This is a genomic window from Pseudoalteromonas sp. S1650, from assembly GCF_005887195.1.
Lineage (GTDB): Bacteria > Pseudomonadota > Gammaproteobacteria > Enterobacterales > Alteromonadaceae > Pseudoalteromonas > Pseudoalteromonas simplex.
Window position 1 is genome coordinate 1 of the sequence record NZ_PNDF01000046.1, and the last position, 26,084, is coordinate 26,084.

At 42.0% G+C, this 26,084-nt stretch carries 28 protein-coding genes; 17 read left to right on the plus strand and 11 right to left on the minus strand.

Annotated elements, in window-relative coordinates; all coding sequences use genetic code 11:
• Nucleotides 1–139: 139 nt before the first annotated feature.
• From CWB80_RS14320 to fadB, 4 genes are all read right to left on the minus strand, one after another.
• Nucleotides 140–664, minus strand: a complete 525-nt coding sequence (locus tag CWB80_RS14320; RefSeq protein WP_138602063.1) for an REP-associated tyrosine transposase — start codon at nt 662–664, stop codon at nt 140–142.
• 135 nt (nt 665–799) lie between these two features.
• Nucleotides 800–1,039: a sulfurtransferase TusA gene (tusA, locus tag CWB80_RS14325; protein WP_054554785.1), complete on the minus strand. Its 240-nt coding sequence runs from the start codon at nt 1,037–1,039 to the stop codon at nt 800–802.
• Between the two features lie 153 nt (nt 1,040–1,192).
• Complete coding sequence (fadA, locus tag CWB80_RS14330; RefSeq protein ID WP_054554784.1) at nt 1,193–2,359, minus strand: acetyl-CoA C-acyltransferase FadA; 1,167 nt, start codon at nt 2,357–2,359, stop codon at nt 1,193–1,195.
• A gap of 5 nt (nt 2,360–2,364) precedes the next feature.
• Complete coding sequence (gene fadB / locus CWB80_RS14335) at nt 2,365–4,524, minus strand: fatty acid oxidation complex subunit alpha FadB (RefSeq protein ID WP_054554783.1); 2,160 nt, start codon at nt 4,522–4,524, stop codon at nt 2,365–2,367.
• A gap of 195 nt (nt 4,525–4,719) precedes the next feature.
• Here fadB and CWB80_RS14340 point away from each other — a divergent pair, with 195 nt between their 5' ends.
• From CWB80_RS14340 to CWB80_RS14380, 9 genes are all read left to right on the plus strand, one after another.
• Nucleotides 4,720–6,606 (plus strand): transglycosylase SLT domain-containing protein, encoded by a 1,887-nt coding sequence (locus CWB80_RS14340; RefSeq protein WP_138602065.1) that lies wholly within the window; start codon nt 4,720–4,722, stop codon nt 6,604–6,606.
• Between the two features lie 93 nt (nt 6,607–6,699).
• A complete protein-coding gene (gene pepQ, locus CWB80_RS14345; protein WP_054554781.1) occupies nt 6,700–8,022 on the plus strand; it encodes a Xaa-Pro dipeptidase in 1,323 nt (440 codons plus the stop codon).
• Between the two features lie 57 nt (nt 8,023–8,079).
• A complete protein-coding gene (locus CWB80_RS14350) occupies nt 8,080–8,697 on the plus strand; it encodes a YigZ family protein (RefSeq protein WP_138602067.1) in 618 nt (205 codons plus the stop codon).
• 95 nt (nt 8,698–8,792) lie between these two features.
• Complete coding sequence (locus CWB80_RS14355; protein WP_054554779.1) at nt 8,793–10,244, plus strand: TrkH family potassium uptake protein; 1,452 nt, start codon at nt 8,793–8,795, stop codon at nt 10,242–10,244.
• A gap of 36 nt (nt 10,245–10,280) precedes the next feature.
• A complete protein-coding gene (locus tag CWB80_RS14360) occupies nt 10,281–10,937 on the plus strand; it encodes a flagellar brake domain-containing protein (RefSeq protein WP_249362589.1) in 657 nt (218 codons plus the stop codon).
• Nucleotides 10,938–11,405: 468 nt separating this feature from the next.
• Nucleotides 11,406–11,615, plus strand: a complete 210-nt coding sequence (locus CWB80_RS14365; RefSeq protein ID WP_054554777.1) for an EF-hand domain-containing protein — start codon at nt 11,406–11,408, stop codon at nt 11,613–11,615.
• 67 nt (nt 11,616–11,682) lie between these two features.
• Nucleotides 11,683–11,895: an EF-hand domain-containing protein gene (locus CWB80_RS14370; RefSeq protein ID WP_054554776.1), complete on the plus strand. Its 213-nt coding sequence runs from the start codon at nt 11,683–11,685 to the stop codon at nt 11,893–11,895.
• Between the two features lie 140 nt (nt 11,896–12,035).
• Entirely contained in the window at nt 12,036–12,251 is a 216-nt protein-coding gene (locus CWB80_RS14375; protein WP_054554775.1) for an EF-hand domain-containing protein, read from the plus strand.
• Between the two features lie 86 nt (nt 12,252–12,337).
• Nucleotides 12,338–12,556, plus strand: coding sequence for an EF-hand domain-containing protein (locus CWB80_RS14380; RefSeq protein WP_054554774.1), 219 nt, complete (start codon nt 12,338–12,340; stop codon nt 12,554–12,556).
• Between the two features lie 84 nt (nt 12,557–12,640).
• Here CWB80_RS14380 and trkA read toward each other — a convergent pair whose 3' ends face one another.
• From trkA to def, 4 genes are read right to left on the minus strand one after another with little or no spacing between them, the layout of a single operon-like run.
• Nucleotides 12,641–14,017, minus strand: coding sequence for a Trk system potassium transporter TrkA (gene trkA, locus CWB80_RS14385; protein ID WP_054554773.1), 1,377 nt, complete (start codon nt 14,015–14,017; stop codon nt 12,641–12,643).
• Nucleotides 14,018–14,029: 12 nt separating this feature from the next.
• A complete protein-coding gene (gene rsmB / locus CWB80_RS14390; protein ID WP_138602071.1) occupies nt 14,030–15,316 on the minus strand; it encodes a 16S rRNA (cytosine(967)-C(5))-methyltransferase RsmB in 1,287 nt (428 codons plus the stop codon).
• Nucleotides 15,309–16,262: a methionyl-tRNA formyltransferase gene (fmt, locus tag CWB80_RS14395; protein ID WP_054554771.1), complete on the minus strand. Its 954-nt coding sequence runs from the start codon at nt 16,260–16,262 to the stop codon at nt 15,309–15,311. The genes rsmB and fmt overlap by 8 nt, the downstream gene beginning before the upstream one ends.
• Nucleotides 16,263–16,282: 20 nt before the next feature.
• A complete protein-coding gene (gene def, locus CWB80_RS14400; RefSeq protein WP_054554770.1) occupies nt 16,283–16,792 on the minus strand; it encodes a peptide deformylase in 510 nt (169 codons plus the stop codon).
• Between the two features lie 118 nt (nt 16,793–16,910).
• Between def and CWB80_RS14405 the strand changes: the two genes are divergently transcribed.
• The 6 genes from CWB80_RS14405 (at nt 16,911) to hemF (ending at nt 21,818) form a co-directional block, all read left to right on the plus strand.
• Nucleotides 16,911–18,029 (plus strand): LysM peptidoglycan-binding domain-containing protein, encoded by a 1,119-nt coding sequence (locus CWB80_RS14405; RefSeq protein ID WP_054554769.1) that lies wholly within the window; start codon nt 16,911–16,913, stop codon nt 18,027–18,029.
• 30 nt (nt 18,030–18,059) lie between these two features.
• Nucleotides 18,060–19,157: a DNA-processing protein DprA gene (gene dprA / locus CWB80_RS14410; RefSeq protein WP_138602073.1), complete on the plus strand. Its 1,098-nt coding sequence runs from the start codon at nt 18,060–18,062 to the stop codon at nt 19,155–19,157.
• Nucleotides 19,150–19,623 (plus strand): DUF494 family protein, encoded by a 474-nt coding sequence (locus CWB80_RS14415; RefSeq protein WP_054554767.1) that lies wholly within the window; start codon nt 19,150–19,152, stop codon nt 19,621–19,623. Before dprA ends, CWB80_RS14415 begins: the two co-directional genes overlap by 8 nt.
• A gap of 71 nt (nt 19,624–19,694) precedes the next feature.
• Nucleotides 19,695–20,264, plus strand: coding sequence for a DNA topoisomerase family protein (locus tag CWB80_RS14420; protein ID WP_138602075.1), 570 nt, complete (start codon nt 19,695–19,697; stop codon nt 20,262–20,264).
• Nucleotides 20,265–20,298: 34 nt separating this feature from the next.
• Entirely contained in the window at nt 20,299–20,865 is a 567-nt protein-coding gene (tsaC, locus tag CWB80_RS14425) for an L-threonylcarbamoyladenylate synthase type 1 TsaC (protein ID WP_054554765.1), read from the plus strand.
• A 2-nt stretch (nt 20,866–20,867) separates the two neighbouring features.
• Nucleotides 20,868–21,818, plus strand: a complete 951-nt coding sequence (gene hemF, locus CWB80_RS14430) for an oxygen-dependent coproporphyrinogen oxidase (protein ID WP_138602077.1) — start codon at nt 20,868–20,870, stop codon at nt 21,816–21,818.
• An 86-nt stretch (nt 21,819–21,904) separates the two neighbouring features.
• Here hemF and CWB80_RS14435 read toward each other — a convergent pair whose 3' ends face one another.
• Entirely contained in the window at nt 21,905–23,500 is a 1,596-nt protein-coding gene (locus tag CWB80_RS14435; protein ID WP_054554762.1) for a methyl-accepting chemotaxis protein, read from the minus strand.
• Nucleotides 23,501–23,581: 81 nt separating this feature from the next.
• Nucleotides 23,582–24,013, minus strand: coding sequence for a group II truncated hemoglobin (locus tag CWB80_RS14440; RefSeq protein WP_054554758.1), 432 nt, complete (start codon nt 24,011–24,013; stop codon nt 23,582–23,584).
• A 41-nt stretch (nt 24,014–24,054) separates the two neighbouring features.
• Between CWB80_RS14440 and aroE the strand changes: the two genes are divergently transcribed.
• Both aroE and CWB80_RS14450 read left to right on the plus strand, forming a co-directional pair.
• Nucleotides 24,055–24,879 carry a shikimate dehydrogenase gene (aroE, locus tag CWB80_RS14445; RefSeq protein ID WP_054554757.1) on the plus strand — a complete coding sequence of 275 codons (825 nt, stop codon included), beginning with the start codon at nt 24,055–24,057 and terminating at the stop codon, nt 24,877–24,879.
• A complete protein-coding gene (locus CWB80_RS14450) occupies nt 24,876–25,130 on the plus strand; it encodes a DUF1488 family protein (protein WP_054554756.1) in 255 nt (84 codons plus the stop codon). Before aroE ends, CWB80_RS14450 begins: the two co-directional genes overlap by 4 nt.
• On the opposite strand, the gene CWB80_RS14455 is transcribed toward CWB80_RS14450, so the two are convergent.
• A complete protein-coding gene (locus CWB80_RS14455; protein ID WP_054554755.1) occupies nt 25,127–25,660 on the minus strand; it encodes a gamma carbonic anhydrase family protein in 534 nt (177 codons plus the stop codon). The two genes, CWB80_RS14450 and CWB80_RS14455, sit on opposite strands and share 4 nt — an antisense overlap.
• Nucleotides 25,661–26,084 lie beyond the last annotated feature (424 nt).

Sequence of the window (26,084 nt, forward strand, 5' to 3'; positions counted from 1 at the left end):
CAGAGCGAAGCGAAACCCAACGCATACACCAACCTTGAAGCGTAGCTACTATACCCAATCCTTCAACGGATTAGCTATCGGGAGTGTTGGATTTGCCAGCAATCAAGTTGGGTTTCGTTGCTCTCAACCCAACCTCTCATCAATCTTCATATAGATTAAGTGCGATATCTAACTCATCATCTGACAAATTAAAAGCAGATGACTTACTCAATTTCCTATAAGACGAAAATGGCCAGTCTTCAACTTGATTCACGTATTTATGTTTCACAGGGTTGAAGTAAATATAATTAATATGGTTCACTAGGTCTTGCTCGTCCTTTATATAATGCTCCCAATACCGTCTCTGCCAAATACCTCGTTCACATTTCTGAATGCGACTAGGCGATTTATGCTCGCAATTATTTAGTTGTCTAGAAAAATTAGACTTAATTAATCGCCACCGTTTTGCATAATCACAATCTCCAACAGGTAATTGCCAAATAGCGTGTAAGTGATCTGGAAGAATGACAATGGCAAGCGTTTTAAAAGGGTGTGACTTAGCCACACTTTTATAAGCTGAACGTAGCAAAGTGATGTTTGAAGTTAAAAGTGCTGAGTTTCTTTGCGCAATCGCTAGAGTAAAGAGATAGGTGCCACCGGGGATTAATACTCTTCTGTATCGCATACATTCATCCTTGAATGTTAAATGATAAGAGTAGCTTAATTTCGATTAAAAGTTGAATTTCACGAACTTTAATTTGTTGCCATCATCTTGCGATAACGTTGGGTTTCGCTTCGCTCTAACCAACCTACGAGCTCGTTATAACCCTTTCTTCACCAAGTATCGGTACGGTGCTTGTTCTACATCTTTAGCCACAAGTGTGTGATCCATAAAAGTACAAAAGCTTGGGATATCGCGGGTGGTTGATGGGTCGTCGGCGATGATAAGTAAGGTTTCGCCATCTTTCATTTTTCGTACTGCACCACGCACCATCATCACGGGTTCTGGACAACGAAGGCCAAGTGCATCTAATTGGTGATCGGGATTATCAAAACTCATGGCTGACCTTTTAGGTGAAAGAGACGATTAATAAGCGGCTATTTTAACTTTCTATTGCCGCCAGTTTCAATAAGTGAAAGCAAAGCAAATAAAAAAGGCGCACTGAGCAAGTCAGTGCGCCTTTTTATCACCAAGATGTTTGTTGTGAGCTCGTTATTCTACGCGCTCAAATACAGTTGCAATACCTTGGCCTAAACCAATACACATAGTTGCTAGGCCGTATTTAGCGTTCTTGTCTTCCATTAGGTGAACAAGCGTTGTGCTAATACGTGAACCAGAACAACCAAGTGGGTGACCAAGTGCAATTGCACCACCATTTAGGTTAACTTTTTCATCTACCACATCCATCAGACCTAGGTCTTTTAATACTGGTAGAGATTGTGCTGCGAAGGCTTCGTTAAGCTCTGCAACATCGATATCGTCAATAGTGATACCTGCTTGTTGAAGTGCTTTTTGCGATGCAGGAACAGGGCCGTAACCCATGATTGATGGATCGCAACCTGCAACAGCCATTGATTTAATACGCGCACGAATTGGTAAACCAAGTTCTTTTGCTTTCTCTTCGCTCATTACAAGCATTGCTGATGCGCCGTCAGAAAGTGCAGAAGAAGTACCTGCGGTTACGCTACCTGATGCTGGATTGAATACAGGGCGAAGTTGCGATAAACCTTCAACAGTTGTCTCAGGACGGATTACTTCATCGTCTTCAACTAAGATTAAAGAACCATCTGCATCGTGACCTTCCATTGGCAGGATTTCACGACGGAAACGACCTTCAACAGTTGCCGCGTGTGCACGTTGGTGTGAACGGTAAGCAAATTCGTCTTGTTGCTCGCGGCTAATGCCGTGTAGCGTAGCAAGGTATTCTGCAGTTAAACCCATTACGCCAGCAGCTTGTGCTACAGACGTTGATAAACCTGGGTGAAAATCATTACCGTGAGTCATAGGTACGTGACCCATGTGCTCAACACCACCAATGATGTAGGTATCACCAGCGCCAGTCATAATAGCGCGTGCTGCATCGTGTAATGCTTGCATTGATGAACCACATAAACGGTTAACTGTGACAGCTGGTACTGAGTGAGGGATACCGGCTAGTAGTGCTGCGTTACGAGCAATGTTAAAACCTTGCTCTAAAGTTTGTTGTACACAGCCCCAGTAAATATCATCAATTGATGCTGGATCAACGGCTGGGTTACGGTCTAACAAACCTTTCATTAAGTGAGCACTTAAATCTTCCGCACGCTTGTTTTTGAATACGCCGTTCTTTGAACGACCCATTGGTGTGCGGATACAATCTACGATTACTGGATTATTCATGTTTCTTATCCTTCCACCTTATAGAATACACGGCCTTCTTCGGCCCACTTGCGAGTTTCATCTGATACTTGGTAAATCGCACCTAAGTGAGCGTATTTGTCTGCTGTTGCAACAAAGTTCGCTAAACCAGTTTGATCTAAGTAACGGAATGCACCGCCTCTAAATGGAGGGAAACCAATGCCGTAAATTAGCGCCATGTCAGCTTCTTGTGGTGACGCTACGATACCTTCTTGTAAACAAAGTAGTACTTCGTTGATCATCGGGATCATACAACGGTCAATGATTTCTTGTTTATCGAAATCTTTAGGTGCATCAGTAATAGCACTCAGTAACTCAGTTGCTGTAGCATCTTTTGCTTTTTTCAGGCGACCACGACGGTCTGGCGCGTATTGGTAGAAACCAGCACCATTTTTCTGACCAAAGCGTTTTTCGTTTGCAAATACAGTAACAGGGTCTTTATCTTGGCGAGCCATACGCTCAGGGAAACCGTCAGCCATTACACCAGTACAGTGGTAAGCTGTATCGATACCTACAACATCAAGAAGATAGGCAGGACCCATTGGCCAACCAAATACATTTTCCATCACTTTATCAACTTTAGTGAAGTCAGCACCTTCAACAACAAGTTTGCTGAAACCTGCAAAGTAAGGGAATAGTACGCGGTTTACAAAGAAACCAGGGCAGTCGTTTACAACGATTGGTGATTTACCAAGTTTTAATGCGTAATCAACAACGGCATTAATTGTTGCTTCTGATGTTTTTTCACCACGAATGATTTCTACTAATGGCATTTTTGGCACTGGGTTAAAGAAGTGCATACCACAGAAATTTTCTGGTTTTTCAAGTGCCGATGCTAACTCGTCAATACGAATTGTTGAGGTATTTGAAGTTAGGATAGTGCCCGCTGGTAAGTCTTTTTCAAGGCCCGCAAGAACAGCTTGCTTCACTTTAGGGTTTTCAACCACAGCTTCAACAACGATGTCTGCGCTTTGTAAGTCTGCATCGTTTAGCGTTGGCTTGATCTTGCCTAAGGTAGCAACCATCTTATCCATCGCCATATGGCCACGTTGTACTTTTTTGCCAAGTAGCTTAGATGCTTCACCCATACCTAAATCAAGTGCATCTTGATTGATGTCTTTCATGATAATAGGTGTGCCTTTATAAGCAGACTGGTATGCAATACCACCGCCCATAATACCTGCACCTAATACAGCAGCTTGTTTGATCTCAAGCTCACTGTGTTTAGCTTGCTTCTTCGCTTTACCTTTAATGTATTGGTCAGCTAAGAAAATACCTGTTTGCGCAGCAGCTTCGCTTGTTGCTGCTAATTTAGCAAAGTTAGCGTTTTCAATCGCCATTGCTTCAGCGCGTTCACAGTTTGCTGCAGCTTTGATTGTTTTTACAGCCATAACAGGTGCTGGGTAGTGACCTTTTGTCTGACCCATTACCATGCCTTCCGCCATCGCAAAGCTCATACCTTGCTCAACACGGTTCATTTTCAGTGGCTGTAATTTTACTTGTCGTTTTGCTTGCCAATCTAGCTTGCCAGCAATTGCTTGCTCAAGTGTTGCAATACTTGACTCTAGAAGTTTGTCAGCACTAACTACTGCATCAAATGCACCTACTTTTAGGGCATCAGCAGCGCGGTTTTCTTTACCTGTAGTGATCCATGTCATCGCATTATCAGCGCCAATAAGGCGTGGAAGGCGAACTGTACCACCAAAACCAGGCATAATACCTAGTTTAACTTCAGGTAGGCCAATTTTAGCGTTAGAGCTAGCAACGCGGTAATCGGTAGCAAGTGCCCACTCACATCCACCACCTAGCGCCATGCCGTTTACAGCACTTAGCGTTGGGAAAGGTAAATCTTCAATTGCATCAAAAACGTCAGTTGCATTTTTGATCCATGCAACAAGTTCTTCTTGAGGCTTAGTGAAGGTAGGTAAAAATTCGAAAATGTCGGCACCGATAATGAAATGATCTTTATCGCTGGTGAACACCATGCCTTTGATATCTGAGTTTGTTGCCAATTCTTTTAATGCTAAAGCGCAATCTTGCAAGGTTTGCTGCGAAAGTTTATTTACTGAGCCGTCTGCACAGAACTTAAACTCGGCGATGTTGTCCTTGATGAAAGCAACTTCAAATGAATCGCTTTTATATAACATTATTATTCTCCCTAGTTTATTAACTAAGACTGGTACGATGAGTTTGCATTTCAATCAGTGTGCTTGCTTTAAAATGAAAATGCAACGAAAAATTTACTACGCTTTATCGCGATTGGTTAAAATATAGCTGGTTTGGTGCTAAGGTGTAGCAGAAGTTTTTTGTTATTAATTCTTTAATTTTTGTTAAAGGTCATCATGAAAAAACAACTCTTTGGTTGGACAGCTGCCGCATTACTTTTTCCTTTTTTTGCAGCTGAAGCCAACGATAAACATGACGCTTTTTTAAAAGCAGAAAAAAAGGCGCGTTACGGTGATTATCAAGACATGAAAGAGGCGGCAAATGGGCTTGATCACCCATTGAAACCTTATGTCGAAAAGGCTTATTGGCAACGAAACCCAAGCCTTAAACACCAGACCGAAATCGAGGACTACCTCAATGTTTACCAAAACACGCCATTAGAGTGGCCTGTGCGTAAGGCATGGCTTAATTATTTAAAAAAGTATAATAAAAAAGCGGCTTATATTCGTAACTACCGCGAAACAAGCAATAACGAATTAACTTGTCCTTATTTAAGTTTTCAATTGGACTTAGGTGCCCCTGATAAAGCCATCATGAACCAAGTAACAGATTTATGGGTGGTAGGAAAATCTCAGCCAAAAGAATGTGATGAGTTGTTCTCACTTTGGAAGAAAAAAGGCTACCAGACCGAAGAGCGAGTTTGGCAGCGTATTAGCTTAGCTGCCGAAGGAGGCTCATCGAGTTTAATTCCATATTTAAAAACATTATTGCCTCGTGCTGATCAATATTTAGCTGATTTATATTTAAAGGTACGCAAAGACCCAAGTGCTTCGGCGGGTCTTTATCGTTATAAGAAAAAGTCTGCTAAAGAAGGGCAAATCGCGATTTATGGTGTGAAGCGCTTAGTATGGCGAGATAAAGACCTTGCATTACGTGCATGGGAAAAACTCGAAACCATGTTTAATTACACTGACGAGCAAAAAGCAGACGTTTACTACAGCTTTGCGTTATCGCTTGCCTCAAGCGGTCATCAACAAGCACGCTTTTGGTTAAATAAGGTGCCTAAAGAACGCCAAACTCAAAAGTTAATGCAATGGCAACTTGGTAATATGCTAGAGAGGCAAGATTGGTCTGGCATAGTGGCGTTTTTCACAGGTAAAGAAAACTTGAGCCTTGGTCAGCAATATTGGCTGGCGTATAGCTTAAATCAACGTGGTGAAGTCGAACGTGCTCGTGAAATTTGGCAAACAGTGGCTAAAGAACGTGACTATTACGGCTTTTTAGCGTCTGCACGCTTAGGTGTTCCGGTTAGCTTAAATAATAAAGAAATTAATATAAGTAACAAGTTAAAGCTGGAGGTGGCCAATGCTCCAGGCTTTAAGCGCGCTCGCGCTTTGTATGAGCTTGAGCGTTTTACTTCTGCGCGTCGTGAATGGAATTATTTAACGGATACATCAACCAAAGAAGAAAAGCTCGCCGCGTCTTTGCTTGCTGCTGAACTTGATTGGTATGACAGTACCATCTACACCTTAGCGCAAATAAAAGAGTGGGACTATGTCGACTTACGTTTCCCATTTGCATTTAAGAATGTGTTTGCAACATATAGTAGTCGTAGCCATATTGATGTCGCTTGGAGCATTGCAATTTCACGCCGTGAAAGCTCTTTTGCACCGGATGCGCGTTCTCATGCAAATGCCCATGGTTTAATGCAGTTGTTGCCAAGCACTGCTAAGTATATGAATAAAAGTTCGGTATCACGAAAACAGTTATATCAGCCTCGTACTAATATTCGTCTTGGTAGTGAGTATTTGCAGTATTTGAAAAAGAAAAATCATGGCAACGAAATCCTAGCAACGGCTTCTTATAATGCGGGCTACCATCGTATTAAACGCTGGATCCCTGAGCAAGCTATGCCAGCAGAGCTGTGGATTGAGTTAATTCCTTATACAGAAACACGCAACTACGTTAAGAACGTGTTTGCTTACAGGCAGGTTTATCACACTCGATTAGGACGCGATGGCAATGTTCTAGCGCCAATCCTTGATATGTCGATGGGTGGTTAAACTCGATTTGCCACACTATTCTCCCTCAGTTGGGGGATAGTGCTGGCTATGATAGACTTCTAACAAGTTAAATTTACTAAAGATGGGTTTACTATGGATAAATTAGCGGTGCTATACGCCGAACATATTGCAACCTTGCAACAACGCACTCGTACAATTACAGAGCGTGAAGGTTTAGAAGGGTTAGTAATTCACTCAGGTCAGGCTAAACGTCAGTTTTTAGATGACATGTATTATCCGTTTAAGGTGAATCCGCAATTTAAAGCTTGGTTACCTGTGATCGACAACCCACATTGCTGGATTGTGGTTGATGGGGCATCTAAGCCGAAACTAATTTTTTATCGTCCTGTCGACTTTTGGCATAAAGTACCTGACGAACCACGTGATTTTTGGGCTGAGTATTTTGATATTGAATTATTAGTACAGCCAGATCAGGTAGAAAAACTGCTTCCTTATGATAAAGCTAAATATGCTTATATCGGTGAATATTTAGAAGTAGCGCAAGCACTGGGCTTTAGCATTATGAATCCAGAGCCAGTGATGAACTACTTGCATTTTCATCGTGCTTATAAAACACAATACGAGCTTGAGTGTTTACGACAAGCTAACCGTATCGCAGTAGATGGCCATAAAGCAGCACGTGATACGTTTTTTGCTGGTGGTTCAGAGTTTGATATTCAGCAAGCTTACCTCATGGCTACCCGCCAGAGTGAAAACGAAATGCCTTACGGTAATATCGTTGCACTAAATGAGAACTGTGCAATTTTACATTACACGCATTTTGAACCTAAAGCGCCGCAAACGCATCATTCTTTCCTTATTGACGCTGGTGCAAACTTTAATGGTTATGCTGCTGATATCACACGTACTTATGACTTTAAAAAGTCAGGTGAATTTAGCGACTTAATTAAAGTAATGACTGAGCATCAAATCGCTTTAGGTAAAGCATTAAAGCCAGGTCTATTATACGGTGAATTGCATTTAGATTGTCACCAGCGTGTAGCGCAAGTACTAAGCGACTTTAATATTGTGAAATTACCAGCCGCTGAAATTGTGGAACGTGGTATTACATCGACGTTCTTCCCGCATGGTCTTGGTCACCACCTTGGTTTACAAGTTCACGATATGGGTGGCTTTATGGCTGATGATACAGGTGCGCACCAAGCACCACCTGAAGGTCATCCTTTCCTACGTTGCACTCGCTTAATCGAAAAGAACCAAGTATTTACTATTGAACCTGGTTTATACTTTATCGACTCGTTATTAGGTGACCTTGCGCAAACTGACAACAAACAGTTTATTAACTGGGAAAAAGTTGAAGCGCTTAAGCCATTTGGCGGTATCCGTATTGAAGATAATATTATTGTTCATGAAGATAGCCTAGAAAACATGACGCGTGATCTACACTTAGATTAACGATAAAGGTTCGTGAATATCGGGGCCAATAGGCCCCATTTTTTTAGATAAGCAATTATGTCTGAATACCAATATCCGGCTGAGCCGGTTTTTTACCAAGAAGAAATCAAAAAAAGCACCTTTATTGTGCATATTGCCCACACTCCTGATCTTGCGGCAGCAAAAGCCTTTATTAAAGAAATTCAAGATAAATACAGCGATGCTCGTCATAATTGCTGGGCACATGTTGCGGGTAACCCCGGTGGCAGTCATGTGTATGGTTTTTCTGATGATGGTGAACCCAATGGCACAGCAGGTAAACCAATGCTTAATGTATTAACAGGTTCTGGTATTGGTGAAATTACAGCGGTGGTAACCCGTTATTTCGGGGGCATCAAGCTTGGTACAGGTGGGCTAGTTCGCGCTTACGGCGGTAGTTTAAATAATGCCATGCGCGAGCTTAAAACCATTACCAAGGTACCGAGTGTTGAGCTGGTTGGCCAAAGTGATTACAGCGTACAAGGTGCAATCGAGCAGTTATTAAAAAATCAGTATCAGGTGCTTAATATCGAAAAACAATTTGCAGAGAACATCACTTGGCAAATTGAAATCGATAGCCGTCAGGCAGAGCAAGCGATTGCTGATATCCATGAATTGACTCATGGCGAAGTTAGCCTAAAAGTCAGAAAAGTTTGAAATGTAAAAATAATACATTCCGTTTACTTACAATTAAGCCTGTAAGACAATAAACTGTATTAGCTAAACATTTAATAAGAAAGCGATACGCCTAGATGCAATTTCGTACCATAATAAAAATTCTCGGCCAGCTGGTGGCGTTATTTAGTATCACTATGGTGCCACCGGCACTGGTGTCTTTGATCTACAAAGACGGTGGTGGTGTGCCATTCGTTCTCGCTTTTATCTTTAGTGTTGTAATTGGTTTAGCGGCTTATTATCCAAACCGTCATGAACATGGTGATCTTAAAGCCCGTGAAGGCTTCTTGATTGTGGTCTTGTTCTGGTTAGTACTAGGTACCTTCGCTGCGGTGCCTTTAGTGTTCTTACAAGAGCCTAACCTCTCCCTAGCTGACTCCGTATTTGAGGCCTTTTCTGGGCTGACAACGACAGGGGCTACCGTACTTACGGGCATAGAATACCTACCTAAATCAGTGCTCTTTTATCGCCAGCAACTGCAATGGCTAGGTGGTATGGGGATCATCGTACTAGCGGTCGCGGTACTGCCTATGCTAGGTGTCGGTGGTATGCAGCTATACCGTGCAGAAACACCTGGTCCGGTTAAAGACTCAAAAATGACACCGCGTATTGCCGATACTGCAAAGCACCTTTGGTATATCTATGTATCGCTGACGATTGCCTGTACGCTTGCATACTGGGCTGCAGGGATGGATTGGTTTGATGCAATATGTCATGCATTCTCTACGATTGCGATTGGCGGCTTCTCTACCTACGACGCATCAATGGGGCAGTTTGATAGCCCATTAATTAACTTTATCTGTGTCGTGTTTTTGCTGATCGCAGCCATTAACTTCTCGCTGCACTATGCAGCTGTATCGTCACGCAATATTCGTGTTTATTTACGCGACCCTGAATTCAAAGTGTTTTTATTGATTCAATTAGCCTTAGTTATTGTCTGCTTTACTGTGCTGTCATCAAATAATATTTATGCCGATGGTGATGAGACTCTCGACCAAGCCATGTTCCAAGCGGTTTCAATGAGTACAACCGCGGGCTTTGCGACTGATAACTTCTCAGCATGGCCGCTGTTCCTACCTATTTTACTTATCTTTTCAAGTTTTATTGGCGGCTGTGCCGGATCTACCGGTGGTGGTATGAAGGTCGTGCGGGTGTTCTTACTTTACCTACAAGGTATTCGTGAACTTAATCGTCTAGTGCACCCGAGGGCTATTTATTCAATTAAATTAGGCCGAAAAGCACTCCCAGATAAAGTTGTAGAAGCCGTTTGGGGCTTTTTCTCAGCCTATGCGTTAGTGTTCGTCATTATTATGTTGGCGCTGATGGGCACCGGTATGGATAACATCAGTGCATTCTCAGCAACCGCTGCTTGCTTAAATAACTTAGGCCCTGGTTTAGGTGAAGTCGCTGCTCATTACGGCGCGATTTCTGATACGGCAAAATGGCTACTTACTATTGCGATGGTATTTGGTCGTTTAGAAATATTTACTTTATTAGTGTTATTTACCCCAACTTTTTGGCGAGGGTAAACGGCGGATAACTCTCTAGGAATGGAGATCAAAAAAGTGCCAAAAACCCAAAAGCAATTAAATTTAGAAAAGTTAACCTGTATTCCTGCTGGTAGCTTAGTTGATGTGGAAATTATCACACCAACAAATAGTAAGCGTGTGAAAACAGAGTTTATTGGCTTGATGAATGAGCAATACATCATCTTAAATTACCCTTCCTCAAAGCGATTGGCGAACGGCAGTGATTTCATCAAAGACGGTGTGATGGTGATTATACGGGCTGTGCTCGAAGCGGGCGGTGGTCAAGTAATTGCTTTTCGCCAGCAAATAAGCGCCTTATCATCGCACCCTTATCGCTTAATCTTTCTTGACTTCCCTCAGCAAGTGCAGCTTTATAGTTTGCGTAGTGAAGCGCGTATTCCTACTTTATTCCCTGCAAACTTAGTGATTTCGGAGCAAAAATTGGCAGGGCTTATTAAAGATATTTCTGTGACAGGTGTGCAGTTTGATATTAATAGCAAGGAGGACTTAAGCGCTTTTAAAGGACAAAGCTGCCAAATCACCCTAAGTAAACGTGAGTTTAGTGGCAAGGTATGCAGCGTACGCAAGCGAGCGGGTGGCTTTATGTTTGGTGTGCAACTTGATACCAGTGAAGATGAAATGAAAAAATTCATGGAAGAGCACTTAATTGACCTTTCAGTGTTGGATAGTTAATGCCAATTCGCCATTTTGCAACAAAATGGCTATTTTCCTCAATTTAACCCTATAGATATTAAAATTATTTTATAAATAAATTTAAATAACCAATTAAATCAATGCATTACTAATTAAATTAATTTCGATTTTTTTCTTTAAGTTTTGTTGTTCAGATAGTATTTATTTTCCAATCCCTAACTTTTCTGTTTTCTAATCCGAATTAATCGCTATTGTCTCCATTTTAATCTTTGTAACTTATTGATTTTAAAGGTGACAAAAAACCAACCACCGAGCTTGTTGCAAAACAGCAACAAATAAATCGCGTTATTTCCCCCTAATTCTCGGTATTTTAATTTAATACACTGATTTTATTGTTCTTTTTAACTTTGGCATCGAAGTTGAAATAGTCTTAGCGAACACAGAGAAAAACTGATTCAGGAACATATCCTTTATCACAGTTGAGACAACATTGAAGGAATAGTGATTATGAAAACGTTACACAAAACTTTAGCACTTGTAGCTCTTGCAACTTCATCTGCAGCATTTGCCGCTGACTTTGACACATTAGATGTTAATGGTGATGGCGCAATCAGCAAAAGCGAAGCATCTGTAAGCGAAGCATTAATGAGCCAATTTAAAGAGCTTGATACAGACGGCAACGGTGAGCTGTCAAAACAAGAGTACTCAAAAGCTTAATTTCATTGTAAGGACGCACTGAAAAGGATTTCTAACTCAAGACAACACATTTTGAAGGAATGACATTATGAACACAGTAAATAAAACACTAGCACTTATGGCACTTGTATCTTCATCTGCAGCATTTGCGATGAGTGACTTCGATACCTTAGATGTTGATGGCAATGGTGTTATCAGCCAAAGCGAAGCATCGGTAGATGCAGAGCTTATGAGTAAATTCAGTGAACTAGACACTGACGGTAACGGTGAGTTATCGAAACAAGAATTTTCAAAAGCTTAATGTGATTAAGCAAAACCAGTTTATTTAGCTGATTAGTTCTGAGCTGCCAAAGACAGCCTAAATGGATAAGGGAATCCATGACAAAGGACAACACTGGAAGTGTGATCAGCTAACACTCTTAATATTGAAGGAATATGATTATGAAAACAGTAAACAAAACATTAGCTTTAATCGCACTTGCATCATCATCAGCAGCTTTTGCAGCATCTGACTTTGACACTCTAGACGTTGACGGTAATGGCGTGGTTAGCAAAAGTGAAGCAGCCGTTGACGCAAAAATTATGTCGCAGTTTAAAACACTAGATGTGAATGGCGACGGCGTTCTTACTGAAGCTGAGTTCTCTGAAGCCGAATAACTGAATTAGTACGTAGTTATACCAGTTTCCACTAAGCAAGGATCTCAGAAACGGATTTCACTCTTTTAAAATTTAAGGTAGTTATTATGAAACAGTTAAGCACAACAATCGCAATTTTAGCACTAGCAACATCATCAGCAGCCTTTGCACAAGGCGTAAGCTTTGCAACGTTCGATACCGACGGTGATGGTGTGATCAGCAAAGAAGAAGCATCTGCAAATATGCAGCTTGAAAAGTTATTTCCAGAGCTAGATAGCGATGGTAATGGCGAACTTTCAAAAGAAGAGTTTGCTCAAATTCAGTAGAATCTTTTAGAAAAGTTAGGTACTTTCACTTCAAGAGTCGTAAAGCAGCTGTCATGGCTGCTTTTTTCGTTTATAAGCGTTCGTTTACAAGAAGATAGCACTTACTTGGAATAGCTTTTCAACAACTGTAATGTGCTTTTTATCAATCAAGAACATGATAACGTGGTCGCCAGACTGTATAACGGTATCGTCATGGGCAATCAGCACATCATCGTTACGTACAATTGCACCAATGGTAGTTCCAGCTGGTAGCTTAATCTCAGCAATAGCTCGACCAACAACTTTAGATGTATGCTCATCACCATGAGCGACAGCTTCAATAGCTTCTGCTGCGCCTTTACGTAACGAATAAACATTAACAATGTCACCACGGCGAACGTGTGTTAGTAGTGCTGAAATAGTGGCTTGCTGAGGCGAAATAGCAATATCAATCTCACCACCTTGTACTAAGTCTACATAAGCGCCACGCTGAATAAGCACCATGGTTTTTTGTGCGCCCATGCGCTTTGCCAGCATCGCAGACATAATGTTTGCTTCATCATCATTGGTAACAGCAATGAAAACATCCACTTGTTCAATGTGTTCTTCAGATAACAGTTCTTGATCAGAGGCATCGCCACAAAATACGACGGTGTTATCAAGCATTTCAGAAAGCTGTGCTGCACGCTCTTTATTGCGCTCAAGCAGCTTAACGCTGTGGTTTTTCTCAAGTGAACGCGCAAGACCTGCACCGATATTACCACCACCGGCGATCATGATCTTTTTGTATGAACGTTCGAGCTTTTGAAGTTCATTCATGACTGCGCGAATATGCTTTGTTGCAGCGATAAAGAACACTTCATCGTCCGCTTCGATAACCGTTGTGCCAAGCGGTTTAATCGCTTTACCTTGACGATAAATAGCCGCTACACGGGTTTCGACATTCGGAATGTGTTCTTTCAAGGCTGAAAGTGCATAACCCACCAGCAAACCACCGTAATAGGCTTTCACCGCAACCAGCGATAACATGCCATCGGCAAATTGTAATACCTGTAAAGCACCCGGATAGTCGATTAAGCGACGAATATACTTAGTTACCAGCGCTTCAGGAGCAATGTAGTGATCAACAGGTAAGTCGTCATTATGAAATAGCTTTTCACGGTACTTTAAGTATTGCTCTGAGCGAATACGGGCAATTTTGGTTGGTGTGTTAAAAATACTATAAGCAACTTGGCAAGCAACCATGTTCACTTCATCTGAACTGGTTACGGCAATAATCATATCGGCGTCTTCTGCGCCTGCGCGACGCAATACATCGGGATGCGCACTGTGACCGGTAACACCTTGTAAGTCGTACTTATCTTGTAGCTCTCGCAAACGGTTACCGTCGATATCGACAACGGTGATCTCATTTTGCTCACCTACGAGGTTTTCTGCCAATGTGCCACCAACTTGTCCGGCACCGAGTATGATTATTTTCATAGCTTGTTCTTATTAGTGTTTTTTAACTAGCTTTGCGTAATAGAAACCGTCACTTTCACCAGGCAGTAATTGCAGACCAGGTAACGTAGGGGTGTCGTTTTCATGCAAAGGTATGTGTTCAGCACTTTGATTATTGGCAAGGAACTTAGCAACTTGTTGTTGGTTCTCTTGCGGTAATACAGAGCAGGTCGCATAAACTAACGTACCACCAGGCTTAAGTAGAGGCCAAATGCTATTTAGGATATCGCCTTGTAAGTTAGCTAGATCTTCAATATCAGATGCACGACGTAACCACTTAATATCAGGGTGACGACGGATCACGCCAGTTGCTGAACAAGGCACATCAAGCAAAATACGGTCGAATTGCTGTTCATCCCACCAGATATGGGGTTGTGAAGCATCGGCACATTGTAGATCGGCTGCCAAGCCAATACGCACTAAGTTTTGTTTAACACGTTCTAGACGCTCGCTGTCGCTATCTAGTGCTAATACGTCAGCGTCGGCAAGTTCTAAGATATGGCACGTTTTACCACCTGGCGCTGCACACGCATCTAAAATGACATCATCATTTTGTGGATCTAAAAAGCGTGCTGCTAATTGTGCCGCTGCATCTTGAACTGAGCAGGCACCGGTATCAAACTCTGGTAATGCGTATACATCACACGGTTTAGCTAGTTTAATACCATCAGGAAAATCAGCATTAAGGATATGCTCAATATCATTTGCTTTAAGCATCTCGCTGTATTCTTGGGTGCTGTACTGCGCTTGGTTTACACGTAACCACATAGGTGCTTGCAACTGATTCGCTTCAAGAATTTCTTGCCAGTTATCAGGATAAGCTGCAGTAACTTGTTTGATAAACCAACCTGGGTGGTTAAATTTGCAAACAGGAATTTGCTTTGCTTTTTCTTCAAGCTCAGCTTGCTCACGTTGGAAACTGCGTAAAATCGCGTTAATCAGACCTTTTAAACCCAGTGCGCGCATTTGCTGAAGCGCATTAACCGTTTCGCTGATTGCTGCATGAGGTGGTACACGCATATGTTGAAGTTGGTAAATACCCACATACAACAAGAACTGGAAAATACGGCGCTTACCTTTTAGTGGTTGATCTAAAAGTTGCTGGCAATAATTTTCTAGGCTAGGTAAATAGCGCAGCACACCGTAGCAAATTTGTTGTAGTAAAGCTTTATCTTTCGGCGATAAACCCTGGCTTGCAAAAGGTAGCTCTTGATTAAGCGACGCGCCTTTATCGACTACGTTGTAAAGGGTTTCAGCAGCAAGTGCTCTTACATTACTCATTGCTTTGACCTAATACTGAGCCAGGCTCGACCCAATCACTGCGACCATTTAAAAAGTCAGTAACAGCCATTGGTTTTTTACCTTGCGGTTGAAGAAGGGTGATTTTAAGTGCATCTTGCCCACAGCCAACAGTAATACCTTGCTTATCAGCAGCAATGATTTTACCGGCTTGTGCAGTTTGCGATACAACTTCGGCTTGCCAAATTTTTACTGTTTGTCCTGCCATTTCGGTAAAACAAACAGGCCATGGATTAAAAGCGCGGATATTACGCTCAATTTGCGCAGCATCCATTGACCAATCAATATTGGCTTCGTCTTTTGATAACTTTTTAGCGTAATTAGCTTGTGCGTCATCTTGCTTTTCTGGAGTGATTTCACCTGCAGCAAGACGGTTGATTGTACTGATCAGTGCATCAGGACCCAATGCAGCTAATTTATCGTATAAAGAGCTACTGGTTTCTGTGCTATCAATTGGGCAACGGCTGATATGCAGCATGTCGCCTGTATCTAAGCCTTCATCCATTTGCATTATTGTTACACCGGTTTCGTTGTCACCAGCCCAAATAGCACGTTGGATCGGTGCAGCACCACGCCAGCGCGGTAAAATAGAGCCATGCACGTTTAAGCAGCCTAAGCGCGGTGCATCTAAAATCGCTTTTGGTAACAGTAAGCCGTACGCCACTACAATCATAATATCGGCGTTCAGGCTGGTAAGCTCTGCAAGCGCTTCATCTGATTTGAGTGATTGCGGTTGAAATACAGGTAAATCATGAGCAAGTGCCAGCTCTTTAACTTCACTGGCTTTTAGCTTTTTACCTCGGCCCGCTGGGCGATCTGGTTGGCTATATACACCAACAATGTCGTGCTCTGAGTCAATCAGTGCTTGTAAATGGCGCGCAGCGAAATCCGGCGTACCAGCAAAAATAATGCGTAATGGTTGTGTCACAGATATTCCTATTGATTAACTTATGATTTAGCAGCCAGCTTAGCTTCTTTCTCAAGCTTTTTACGGATACGTTGGCGCTTTAAAGGCGATAGATAATCAATAAATAGGGTGCCTTTAAGGTGATCAAGCTCATGCTGAATACAAATCGCTAATAGCTCGTCAGCGTCTAGGCTGAATTCTTCACCGTTTTCATTTAGCGCTTTAACAGTGACTGTTTCTGCGCGGTCAACTTTTGCATATGAATAAGGAACTGATAAACAGCCTTCTTCACTCACCGTTGAACCATCTTTTTTGGTGATTTCTGGGTTGATTAACACTAACGGTTGGTCGCGCTCTTCAGATACATCGATCACCACAATGCGCTGGTGGATATCTACTTGCGTTGCTGCTAAGCCGATACCGTTTTCGTCATACATAGTTTCAAGCATGTCTTTGACGATTTGACGAACTTCATCGTTTACTTCTGGCACTTCTTTCGCGATTGTACGTAAACGCTCATCCGGAAATCTTAAAACTTCTAACCTAGCCATAGTTACCTTTTACACTTGTGATTCATTTAGGGTATTGTATGCTCTTATTTTAGCCATTCGTGTTCACCTTTAACAGGTTTTGGTTGATAATAATCGAAAAACAACACAAGGAAGCCAAATGAGATACCCACTAGTTGCGGCTTTGCTAGCCTTTAGCAGTGCTTTTCCTGCAATTGCTGATGTGTTAACAATAAAAAAAGATGCGCCAAAACAATACGTTGTAAAAAAGGGCGACACACTTTGGGATATTTCTGGTGTGTATTTAGATGAGCCTTGGCAATGGCCTGACTTATGGCAAATGAATCCACAAATTGCGAATCCACATTTAATATACCCGGGTGATGCGCTCACTTTAATTTACGATAAAGACGGAAATCCTCGTTTAGTTAAAAATGCGCGTTATAAAAAACTCTCTCCAGAAGGGCGAATCACTCCAAAAGGCAAAAATGCAGTGCCTACCTTACCATTGGAATTATTACGCCCATATTTAAGCTATGAGCAAGCGATTAGTGCCGAAATTATTGCTGATAAACCCTATATTTTAGGCGCTAGTGTTAATACTAAAATGAACACCTTGGGGCATACACTCTATGTTAAAGGTGACCTGCATTTAAATGAAGCGTATGGGGTTTATCGAAAAGGAAATGACCTTGTTGATCCAAAGACCAATGAAGTATTGGCGAATAAAGCTGAGCTTGTGGCGATTGTTCGCTCATTTAGAAGCGGTGATGTAGCAAATGGCGTTCCTGCCTCAGTTAAGGTTGAGCTAGTAAAACAAGAAATTAAGCCGCATGACTTTTTAATGCCAGCAATGGAAGGGCAGATGTTGCCTGCCTATTTCACAATGAAACGTCCAGACACGGCTTTAGATGGCACGATAATCGCGTCAGCTAATGAAATGCGTGAATTTAGTACCATGGATATTGTTGTACTAAACTTAGGCTCGGACCAAGTGAAACCGGGTTTCGTCCTCGATATTCAACGTCAATCACCAGAAGTGTATGACGGCCGCAATGGTCCTCGCTACCGCGAAGACTCTAACAGCCTTGAGAAATTCATGACTGACGCAAATGAGCTGTTCGGTATCGAAAGTGACGAAGACAGTAGTGTATGGCATATGCCAAAGGAAAAAGTCGGTGAACTAATGGTGTTTAAGGTATATGACAACGTTAGCTACGCATTGATTGTGAAAAATCAGCACCCGATCCGAGTTGGAGATTATGCAGTTATAAACTAACTCACAATTTGGGCGCTCTAAGGAGGGAGCATGGCACAGGTTTCAGGCAAGCTATCCCATTGGCTTGCCTTTTATTTATGTAAAGGGCTTGGGATAAAAAGCCTTATTGCATTAAGTCAAAAGCAGCCACTGGATGAGCTATTTAAGTTATCTAGTTTAGAGCTTCAGCAGCTGGGCTTATCACAAAGCCAAGCCGATAACTTAGTTAATACCGATTGGCAATTAGTCGCCCACTATCAAGAGCAGATATCAACGCTTAAAATCAAAGTGATCAGTTATTTTGATAGCAACTATCCGCCCTTACTCAAACAAATAGCCAGTGCACCTATCTTATTATTTTGTTTAGGTAACACTGAGCTATTACGGTCATCACAAATAGCAATTGTCGGTAGCCGTAATGCCACACCAACAGGGCTTGAAATAGCCGCTGAATTTGCTCATCAATTATCTTCTGTTGGCATGACGGTGACATCTGGTATGGCTTTGGGCATTGATGGCGCAGCCCATAAAGGTGCATTAGCAGGAACAGGAAACACCATTGCTGTACTTGGTACGGGTATCGATATTGCCTATCCCAAACGCCATAGTTTGCTCATTAAACAAGTTGCAGAGCGGGGCTTATTGGTTTCTGAGTTCTTACCAGGCACTGCTGCTAATGCCGCTAATTTTCCGCGCCGAAACCGTATTATCTCTGGATTATCATTAGGTGTGTTGATTGTAGAAGCGCAGATTAAAAGTGGCTCTTTGGTTACCGTACGCTATGCACTTGAGCAGAATAAAGAAGTGTTTGCAGTGCCGGGTTCTATAAAAAGCCCACTTTCAGAGGCGAGTCATTTTTTAATTAAGCAAGGCGCTAAATTGACAGAAAATATTAGTGATATTCTTGATGAAGTGAGCTTTTTCTGTGAAAACAGTCTATATAGTATAGAACAGCCCATAGCAGATGAACCCGACTGCCCAGTGTTCAAAAGTATAGGGTATGAGGTAACAAGTGTTGATCAAATAACACAGCGCAGCCAATTACCTGTAGACGAAGTACAAGCTCGGTTACTCGACCTAGAGCTCGCAGATAAAATCGAACGAGTACTAGATGGTTATATAAGACTGGGAGGACATAAACATGTTTGACATCCTCATGTATCTTTTTGAAAACTATATCCATAGTGAAGCTGAAATCTTTACTGAAGAGAACGAACTTACCGATGAGTTAGTTCGTGCTGGCTTCAATAAACCTGAAATCTACAAAGCCCTTGATTGGCTAGAGCAACTTGCAGACTTACAACAAAGCGATATCTACCCGTACCTTAATGCCCAACCACAACATGCTATGCGTATTTACACAGATAGTGAATGCCAAATGTTAAGTGTTGAGTGTCGCGGCTTTTTAATGTTTATTGAGCAAATTGGTGTGATTAACACCGTAACCCGCGAAATGGTGATAGATAGGCTTTGCGCTTTAGATAAACCATTTATTTCTTTGGAAGATCTAAAGTGGGTAGTGCTGATGGTGTTATTTAATGTACCTGGGTCAGAGCAAGCTTACGCACAAATGGAAGACTTAATATTTGACGAACCAACCGATGTATTACATTAATTCGACTTTGCTTGTATCTTTGTTGAGTTTGGGTATATTAGGCGAAAATTAGCCAACCCCACAGGAATCTTATGAGTAAAATCGACCATTCTCTTTTTTCTGCAGATAAACATGCACTCGAAAAAGAGTATGAGGTTTGCCCTAAATGCGGTTCTGAATTGGTTATGCGCAAATCAAAGTCAGGGCCATTTTTAGGCTGTGCCAGTTACCCTAAATGTGACTACATCCGCCCATTAGCTCATCACGATAGCCAACAAATAAAAGTACTCGAAGACAGTGCCTGCCCAGAATGTGGCAAGCCATTGGTAATTAAAAATGGCCGCTACGGCATGTTTATTGGGTGTACGGGCTATCCCGAGTGCCACTATATTGCACATGATGAAGAGCCTGACGGTGCCCCTCAATTACCTGCTTGCCCAAAATGCAAAAAAGGCCAGCTGGTTGCGCGTAGTAATAAGTTTGGAAAAACCTTTTATTCTTGTGATGGCTATCCGCGCTGTAAATATACGCTTAATCATAAACCTGTGCCGACCGAGTGTCCTGCCTGTCAGTGGCCAATTATGACCGAAAAGAAAACTGCCTCAGGTGTTGTGTTACAATGCCCGCAGAAGTCGTGTATGCATAAGTTAGTCGAATCTTAATGCACTTGTAATTTGTTTATTTAGGAGAGTTTCTTTGTCTGATCCTGTTGCACAACCAGCCAATGCAATTGACGCTTTGCAGCAAGGCGGTGTGATTGTTTACCCAACCGAAGCTGTTTTTGGTCTTGGTTGCGATCCTGATAACCAATCTGCGGTTGAAAAGCTTTTAGCCATCAAACAACGCCCTGTAGAAAAAGGCTTAATTTTAATTGCTGACAATTATGGCCAGTTATTAAAGTATGTAGATGATGCCAAAATCCCCATGGATAAACGTGCTGATATCTTTTCACAATGGCCAGGTGCTATCACTTGGGTGATGCCGGCAGCAAAAGAAACGCCAAAGTGGTTAACGGGTCAATTTGATACTATTGCTGTGCGTGTAACTGATCACCCAACAGTAAAAGCCCTGTGTCAGCAATTTGGTAAGCCGTTAGTTTCAACAAGTGCAAACTTAACCGGTCAAGAAACGGTAATGACTATCGCACAAGCGAAAAGCGAATTTGCTGACATGGTAGATTTTTATGTTGATGAGCCGTTAGGTGGCAACAGCCAACCAAGTGTGATTAAAGACGCTGCGACCGGCAAAGTATTTAGAGGATAAACATGCAAAGCGAGCTACTCGAACAAGTTAAAACCTATTTAATGGCCTTACAAGATACAATTTGTCAGGGTCTTGAGAGTGCCGATGGCAAAGCAAAATTTGTTGAAGATAATTGGCAACGTGCAGAAGGCGGCGGTGGTCGTACTCGTGTTATCCAAGGTGGTAATGTCATCGAACAGGGTGGGGTTAACTACTCGCATGTATTTGGCGCGTCAATGCCAGCATCTGCAACAGCGCATCGTCCAGAGCTCGCAGGTCGTAGTTTTCATGCATGTGGTGTGTCATTAGTGATCCATCCTAATAATCCACATATTCCAACGAGTCACGCCAATGTGCGTTTCTTCATTGCCGAAAAAGAAGGTGAAGATCCAATTTGGTGGTTTGGCGGTGGTTTTGATTTAACACCTTATTACCCTGTATTTGAAGATGTACAACATTGGCATCAGGTGGCAAGCGATTTATGTCAGCCATTCGGTGCATCGGTATACGACAAATATAAAAACTGGTGTGATGATTACTTTTATCTAAAACACCGCAGCGAAACACGTGGTGTTGGTGGCTTATTCTTTGATGATTTAAATGAGCTCGGCTTTGAACAAAGCTTTGCCTTTATGCAGGCGGTAGGAAATGGCTATTTAGATGCTTACCTTCCTATTATTGAGCGCCGTAAAGACACGCCGACAACCGAACAGCAACGCGATTTCCAACTGTATCGTCGTGGTCGTTATGTTGAATTTAATCTTGTTTGGGACCGCGGTACATTATTTGGCTTACAAACAGGCGGACGTACTGAGTCAATTCTAATGTCGATGCCACCATTAGCACGTTGGGAGTATAACTATGTACCTGCTGCAGATAGCCCAGAAGCTAAGTTGTATCAGTACTATCTACGCCCACAAGATTGGTTAAATAGTAAAGAGTCAGACCTTGTTGCCCGTCAGTGGCAGCTTTAATCAAAAGATAACTCAATTCAGTGTTACTATCTTCTAGCCTAGTGGTAACACTCTTTCTATTTAGTATTTACGTGAAAGTGACGCTTTTAGCTTAATTTGAAGCGTCTTACTTGTTCATCCAGTGACCGTGCTAACGACAACAGCTCTTCACTGACTTTTTGGTTTTCATGGGCATCAACCAATGAGTGCTCGGCATTGTCACTAATTGCTATAACGCTTTGGTTAATTTCTTCAGCTGCTAGATTTTGCTGTTCAGTGGCATCAGCGATTTGCACGTTAAGTTGATTTATTTCGCTCATCTGCGAAGAAATATCACGTAGAGCTTTTGCAACTTGCTTAACTTGAACTGCTCTTTCGTCTGCTTCTTCGCAAGAGTTATTCATGGTATTAACGGTTTGTGCTGCTTCAGCTTGTAGTTTATCGATAGTGCGGCGAATTTCGTCGGTTGAGTCATGGGTACGGGTTGCTAAAGTACGTACTTCATCGGCTACCACAGCAAAGCCTCGGCCAGCTTCACCAGCACGAGCTGCCTCAATCGCAGCATTAAGTGCAAGTAAGTTAGTTTGCTCGGCAATGCTACTGATCACCTCGAGTACTTTACCAACGTCTAACGTTTGCGTTTGTAGTTGACTTACTTGCTCAGCTGCCGCTCTAACATCTGCCGCAAGTTGATTAATACTTTGCTCAGTGTGCTCAGCAACATGTAAGCTTTGCTGCGCAAGTTGATTACTGTGCTCAGACTTCTCAGATGCAAAATGGGTGGTGTTTTTTACTTCGCTTGATGAGCTTTCTAATTCGTTGATGGCGGCAGCGACCGAATCTGTCCCTTGCTTTTGCTTTAAGATCGCTTGCTCGGTGGTATCCGCTGAGGCATAAATGCTTTCGGCTGAGTGGATCAATACCTTAGAAGAATGGGAGACTTGGGCAATATTATCTTTAAACGCGCCTATCATGTGATTAAAGCTGGTGGCGAGAGAGCTAAGCTCGTCATTATTACTGTCATTTACCGTGAGGCTTAAATCTTTATTGGTGGTTGCCAGGTGCATGGTGTGGCTAATGACTTTTAAGCGTTTGATGAATATTTTTCTAAACATCACAGCTAGTAGTGAAAATGCAGTAATGAAAATAGCCGCTAGTAGTAGCGTGTTCATTAAGGTGTTTTGCGATACTTCTTGCTCAATATCAGCCAACGAATAACTAATTTTCACTACACCTAACACATCGCCTTCTTGTGCTTGATGGCAGCCTAAGCAGTTTGTTCCTTTATAATCACTGCGAGCAAACATAGGCTTTAGATAAGTCATCGTACTATTTTGATTATCAATAAATAGTGCTTCAGTGCCTGTTAGCGCTTTTCGCTCAGCATCGTTAGTCGCAACTTGGTTGGCATTTCCTGGCCCATAAATTTTATTAACGATTGGACTACGAATGATATGGGCGTCTGCAATATTAGGATGGCTTCTTAATTTAGTACTCAGAATTTCGCGATTAGCCATAGTGCCAGTTAGCATCATGGTGTTAATAGAATCAAAATAATTATCGGCAAGCAGTTTTATGTTACTTTCAACGGTATCTTGCGCTAATTCATGCTGTTGCTGAGCGCTGCTGAATATACTGGCAAATAATACCAATACGCCTGTTAGTGCTAACAAGGCATAAATTTTAAATTGGATAGACTTCATTCGACGACGCTTTTTCTAAATTAAGGAAAATTTATTATCTTTATTTAGAAAAAGCGTACATTGATATAGCGCAAAGCTTCGTTAGTTTTGATTGATCATATGGCTGGCGAGTTGCGATAACGATTGTCTTAACCCTTCGCGAAGTAGTGGGTTATCAATCTCGATATCAAGCGTTTTATTCATACAATGCATCCATTGGTCACGTAGGTCTTGATCAATAGGGAAAGGCATGTGACGCTTTCTTAGCATTGGGTGACCATATTTTTCAACGAATAGGTCAGGACCGCCCAGCCAGCCAGATAAAAACTCAAAGAATACTTGGCGAATTCTATCTAAAGGCTGCGGATGCATATCATATAATGGTTTGGCGTATTCATCTGTGGCCATTATGTCGTAAAATCGATTTGCAATTGCTCGAGCTCCTGCTTCACCGCCAATAATTTCGTAAGGTGTTTTTTCTGGGGTAGGTGTTTCAGGCGTTGGTTTCGATTTAGAAAAAAGTCGTTTAATCATAATATTAATAAAGCTCTACAGGGCGAAGAGGTTGCTTCACTATGGACAAATACGCGGTTTTTGGAAATCCAATCAAACATTCGAAATCACCCGCAATACACGCACAATTTGCTGCATCATTAAACGAGCAAATACAATACAGCGCCATTTTAGCACCAACAGATGCATTTGAAAAAACTGTCGCTGAGTTTTTCGCTGCGGGTGGTAAAGGGGCTAATGTCACCTTGCCATTTAAAGAGCAAGCGTTTGCCATGGTCGATGAACTTACAGAGCAAGCGAAAATAGCCGGAGCCGTAAACACGATTAAACAACTCGAAGATGGTAGCCTACTTGGCGATAACACCGATGGTGTAGGGCTTGTTAAAGACCTTTTAGCCAATAAAGTCACCTTAAAAAGGCAGCGAGTACTGCTTATTGGCGCTGGTGGTGCGGCGCGCGGTGTTATTCAGCCATTATTGAATGAGCAAATCGAAAGCTTAACAATAGCCAACCGTACCGCCGAAAAAGCAAAGGCGCTAGCGAGTCATTTTAATGGTGAAATTGATGTGCAGGGCTTTGCTTTGAATGATATCCCAGCAAACAACTATGATGTGGTGATTAATTCAACCTCAAGTAGCGTAACGGGAGACCTGCCTGGTATAGCAAAAGAGTGCGTTGCTAAGTGTCAGTGCGCTTACGATATGTTTTACGCGAATGATGATACGACATTTACATGTTGGGTTAAGTCGATTAACCCAACATGTTTAACTCTCGATGGTTGTGGCATGCTTGTTGGTCAAGCGGCACAGGCTTATTTTGTATGGCGCAATAAAATGCCAGAAATCATCCCCGTTGTTAGCGCGCTTAAAGCAGGAGAAATTGCGTGAATCAAGCTATCCAATTTATAGACAGACTCGAATTTAAGCCTGAAGAAAAGCAGTTGGTGTTTTTTGCCCAAGTTAGTGGCTTTATGGTGGAGTGTGTTATTGATACCAGCAAGTATGATTTTGCAGATCAAAGCAGTGCAGTTAATTACTTTGAATCTTATCGTTTCGATTACGAAGAGCTCGCCGAGCAGCTGATCGAAGATGAGCAGTATAACTCGGCAGGACAAATCGAATTAACCGAGGTGTTTTAGCCCTCAGCTAAGTATTCATCTTTAAGCTGAACATAATTATCAGCAGAGATATTTAAAAAGGCGCGCTCTTGCTCTGTTAAAGGGCGAGCCTGTTTAACAGGGCTACCGACATAAAGGTAACCAGACTCTAAACGCTTGTTAGGTGGTACTAATGAACCACCACCAATGATCACATCATCTTCAACAATTGCGTTGTCCATCACAATTGCGCCCATCCCAACAAGTATACGATTACCAAGTTGGCAGCCGTGTAGCATAACTTTATGACCAACAGTGACATCATCACCAATAATAAGAGGGTAGCCATCGGGGTTTGACTGAGAGGCACGTGTTAAATGTAAAACACTGCCGTCTTGAATATTCGTACGTTCACCAATACGTATATAGTTAACATCACCTCGCGCAGCAACAAGAGGCCATACACTTGAATCTTTACCAAGCGTAATATCACCCACTAAAACCGATGACTCATCAATATAAACACTATTATCGTATGTCGGAGTGATCCCTTTATAAGAACGGATAGTCATAAATTCACCTTTTAATTTTAAAATGCGCTCAGTCTAGTGTAACAGCGAAGCAAATAAATACACCAAAACAGAGCTAAATTGACTGCTAAACAGCCAGTTTTAGGGTGTTTAGTTCAAAAGCTGAGCGAACAGTACGTTTTTTTAAATTTTATTGAAAAAAGTGCTTGCGTAAAAAATCCATCTCCCTATAATGCGACCCCACTGACACGGCGGGCAGCAACGAAAGACGCTGAACAACGTAGCAGAGAGTTAAGTGAAACTTCTGTTTCAAATAATCGAAAGAAAATTTGAAATTAAGTGTTGACTCGAAAAATTAAGGATGTATTATACGCATCCCTAGCGACAACGTCGCAACGTTCTTTAACAATATAAAGCAATCATCTGTGTGGGCACTCGTACAGCTTGAGTTCTAACAGCGAAGCTA

Excerpts from the sequence above, each read along its gene's own strand:
- CWB80_RS14320 (WP_138602063.1), bottom strand. The coding sequence starts at position 664 with ATGCGATACAGAAGAGTATTAATCCCCGGTGGCACCTATCTCTTTACT.
- tusA (WP_054554785.1), bottom strand. The coding sequence starts at position 1,039 with ATGAGTTTTGATAATCCCGATCACCAATTAGATGCACTTGGCCTTCGT.
- fadA (WP_054554784.1), bottom strand. The coding sequence starts at position 2,359 with ATGAATAATCCAGTAATCGTAGATTGTATCCGCACACCAATGGGTCGT.
- fadB (WP_054554783.1), bottom strand. The coding sequence starts at position 4,524 with ATGTTATATAAAAGCGATTCATTTGAAGTTGCTTTCATCAAGGACAAC.
- CWB80_RS14340 (WP_138602065.1), top strand. The coding sequence starts at position 4,720 with ATGAAAAAACAACTCTTTGGTTGGACAGCTGCCGCATTACTTTTTCCT.
- pepQ (WP_054554781.1), top strand. The coding sequence starts at position 6,700 with ATGGATAAATTAGCGGTGCTATACGCCGAACATATTGCAACCTTGCAA.
- CWB80_RS14350 (WP_138602067.1), top strand. The coding sequence starts at position 8,080 with ATGTCTGAATACCAATATCCGGCTGAGCCGGTTTTTTACCAAGAAGAA.
- CWB80_RS14355 (WP_054554779.1), top strand. The coding sequence starts at position 8,793 with ATGCAATTTCGTACCATAATAAAAATTCTCGGCCAGCTGGTGGCGTTA.
- CWB80_RS14365 (WP_054554777.1), top strand. The coding sequence starts at position 11,406 with ATGAAAACGTTACACAAAACTTTAGCACTTGTAGCTCTTGCAACTTCA.
- CWB80_RS14370 (WP_054554776.1), top strand. The coding sequence starts at position 11,683 with ATGAACACAGTAAATAAAACACTAGCACTTATGGCACTTGTATCTTCA.
- CWB80_RS14375 (WP_054554775.1), top strand. The coding sequence starts at position 12,036 with ATGAAAACAGTAAACAAAACATTAGCTTTAATCGCACTTGCATCATCA.
- CWB80_RS14380 (WP_054554774.1), top strand. The coding sequence starts at position 12,338 with ATGAAACAGTTAAGCACAACAATCGCAATTTTAGCACTAGCAACATCA.
- trkA (WP_054554773.1), bottom strand. The coding sequence starts at position 14,017 with ATGAAAATAATCATACTCGGTGCCGGACAAGTTGGTGGCACATTGGCA.
- rsmB (WP_138602071.1), bottom strand. The coding sequence starts at position 15,316 with ATGAGTAATGTAAGAGCACTTGCTGCTGAAACCCTTTACAACGTAGTC.
- def (WP_054554770.1), bottom strand. The coding sequence starts at position 16,792 with ATGGCTAGGTTAGAAGTTTTAAGATTTCCGGATGAGCGTTTACGTACA.
- CWB80_RS14405 (WP_054554769.1), top strand. The coding sequence starts at position 16,911 with ATGAGATACCCACTAGTTGCGGCTTTGCTAGCCTTTAGCAGTGCTTTT.
- dprA (WP_138602073.1), top strand. The coding sequence starts at position 18,060 with ATGGCACAGGTTTCAGGCAAGCTATCCCATTGGCTTGCCTTTTATTTA.
- CWB80_RS14415 (WP_054554767.1), top strand. The coding sequence starts at position 19,150 with ATGTTTGACATCCTCATGTATCTTTTTGAAAACTATATCCATAGTGAA.
- CWB80_RS14420 (WP_138602075.1), top strand. The coding sequence starts at position 19,695 with ATGAGTAAAATCGACCATTCTCTTTTTTCTGCAGATAAACATGCACTC.
- hemF (WP_138602077.1), top strand. The coding sequence starts at position 20,868 with ATGCAAAGCGAGCTACTCGAACAAGTTAAAACCTATTTAATGGCCTTA.
- CWB80_RS14435 (WP_054554762.1), bottom strand. The coding sequence starts at position 23,500 with ATGAAGTCTATCCAATTTAAAATTTATGCCTTGTTAGCACTAACAGGC.
- CWB80_RS14440 (WP_054554758.1), bottom strand. The coding sequence starts at position 24,013 with ATGATTAAACGACTTTTTTCTAAATCGAAACCAACGCCTGAAACACCT.
- aroE (WP_054554757.1), top strand. The coding sequence starts at position 24,055 with ATGGACAAATACGCGGTTTTTGGAAATCCAATCAAACATTCGAAATCA.
- CWB80_RS14455 (WP_054554755.1), bottom strand. The coding sequence starts at position 25,660 with ATGACTATCCGTTCTTATAAAGGGATCACTCCGACATACGATAATAGT.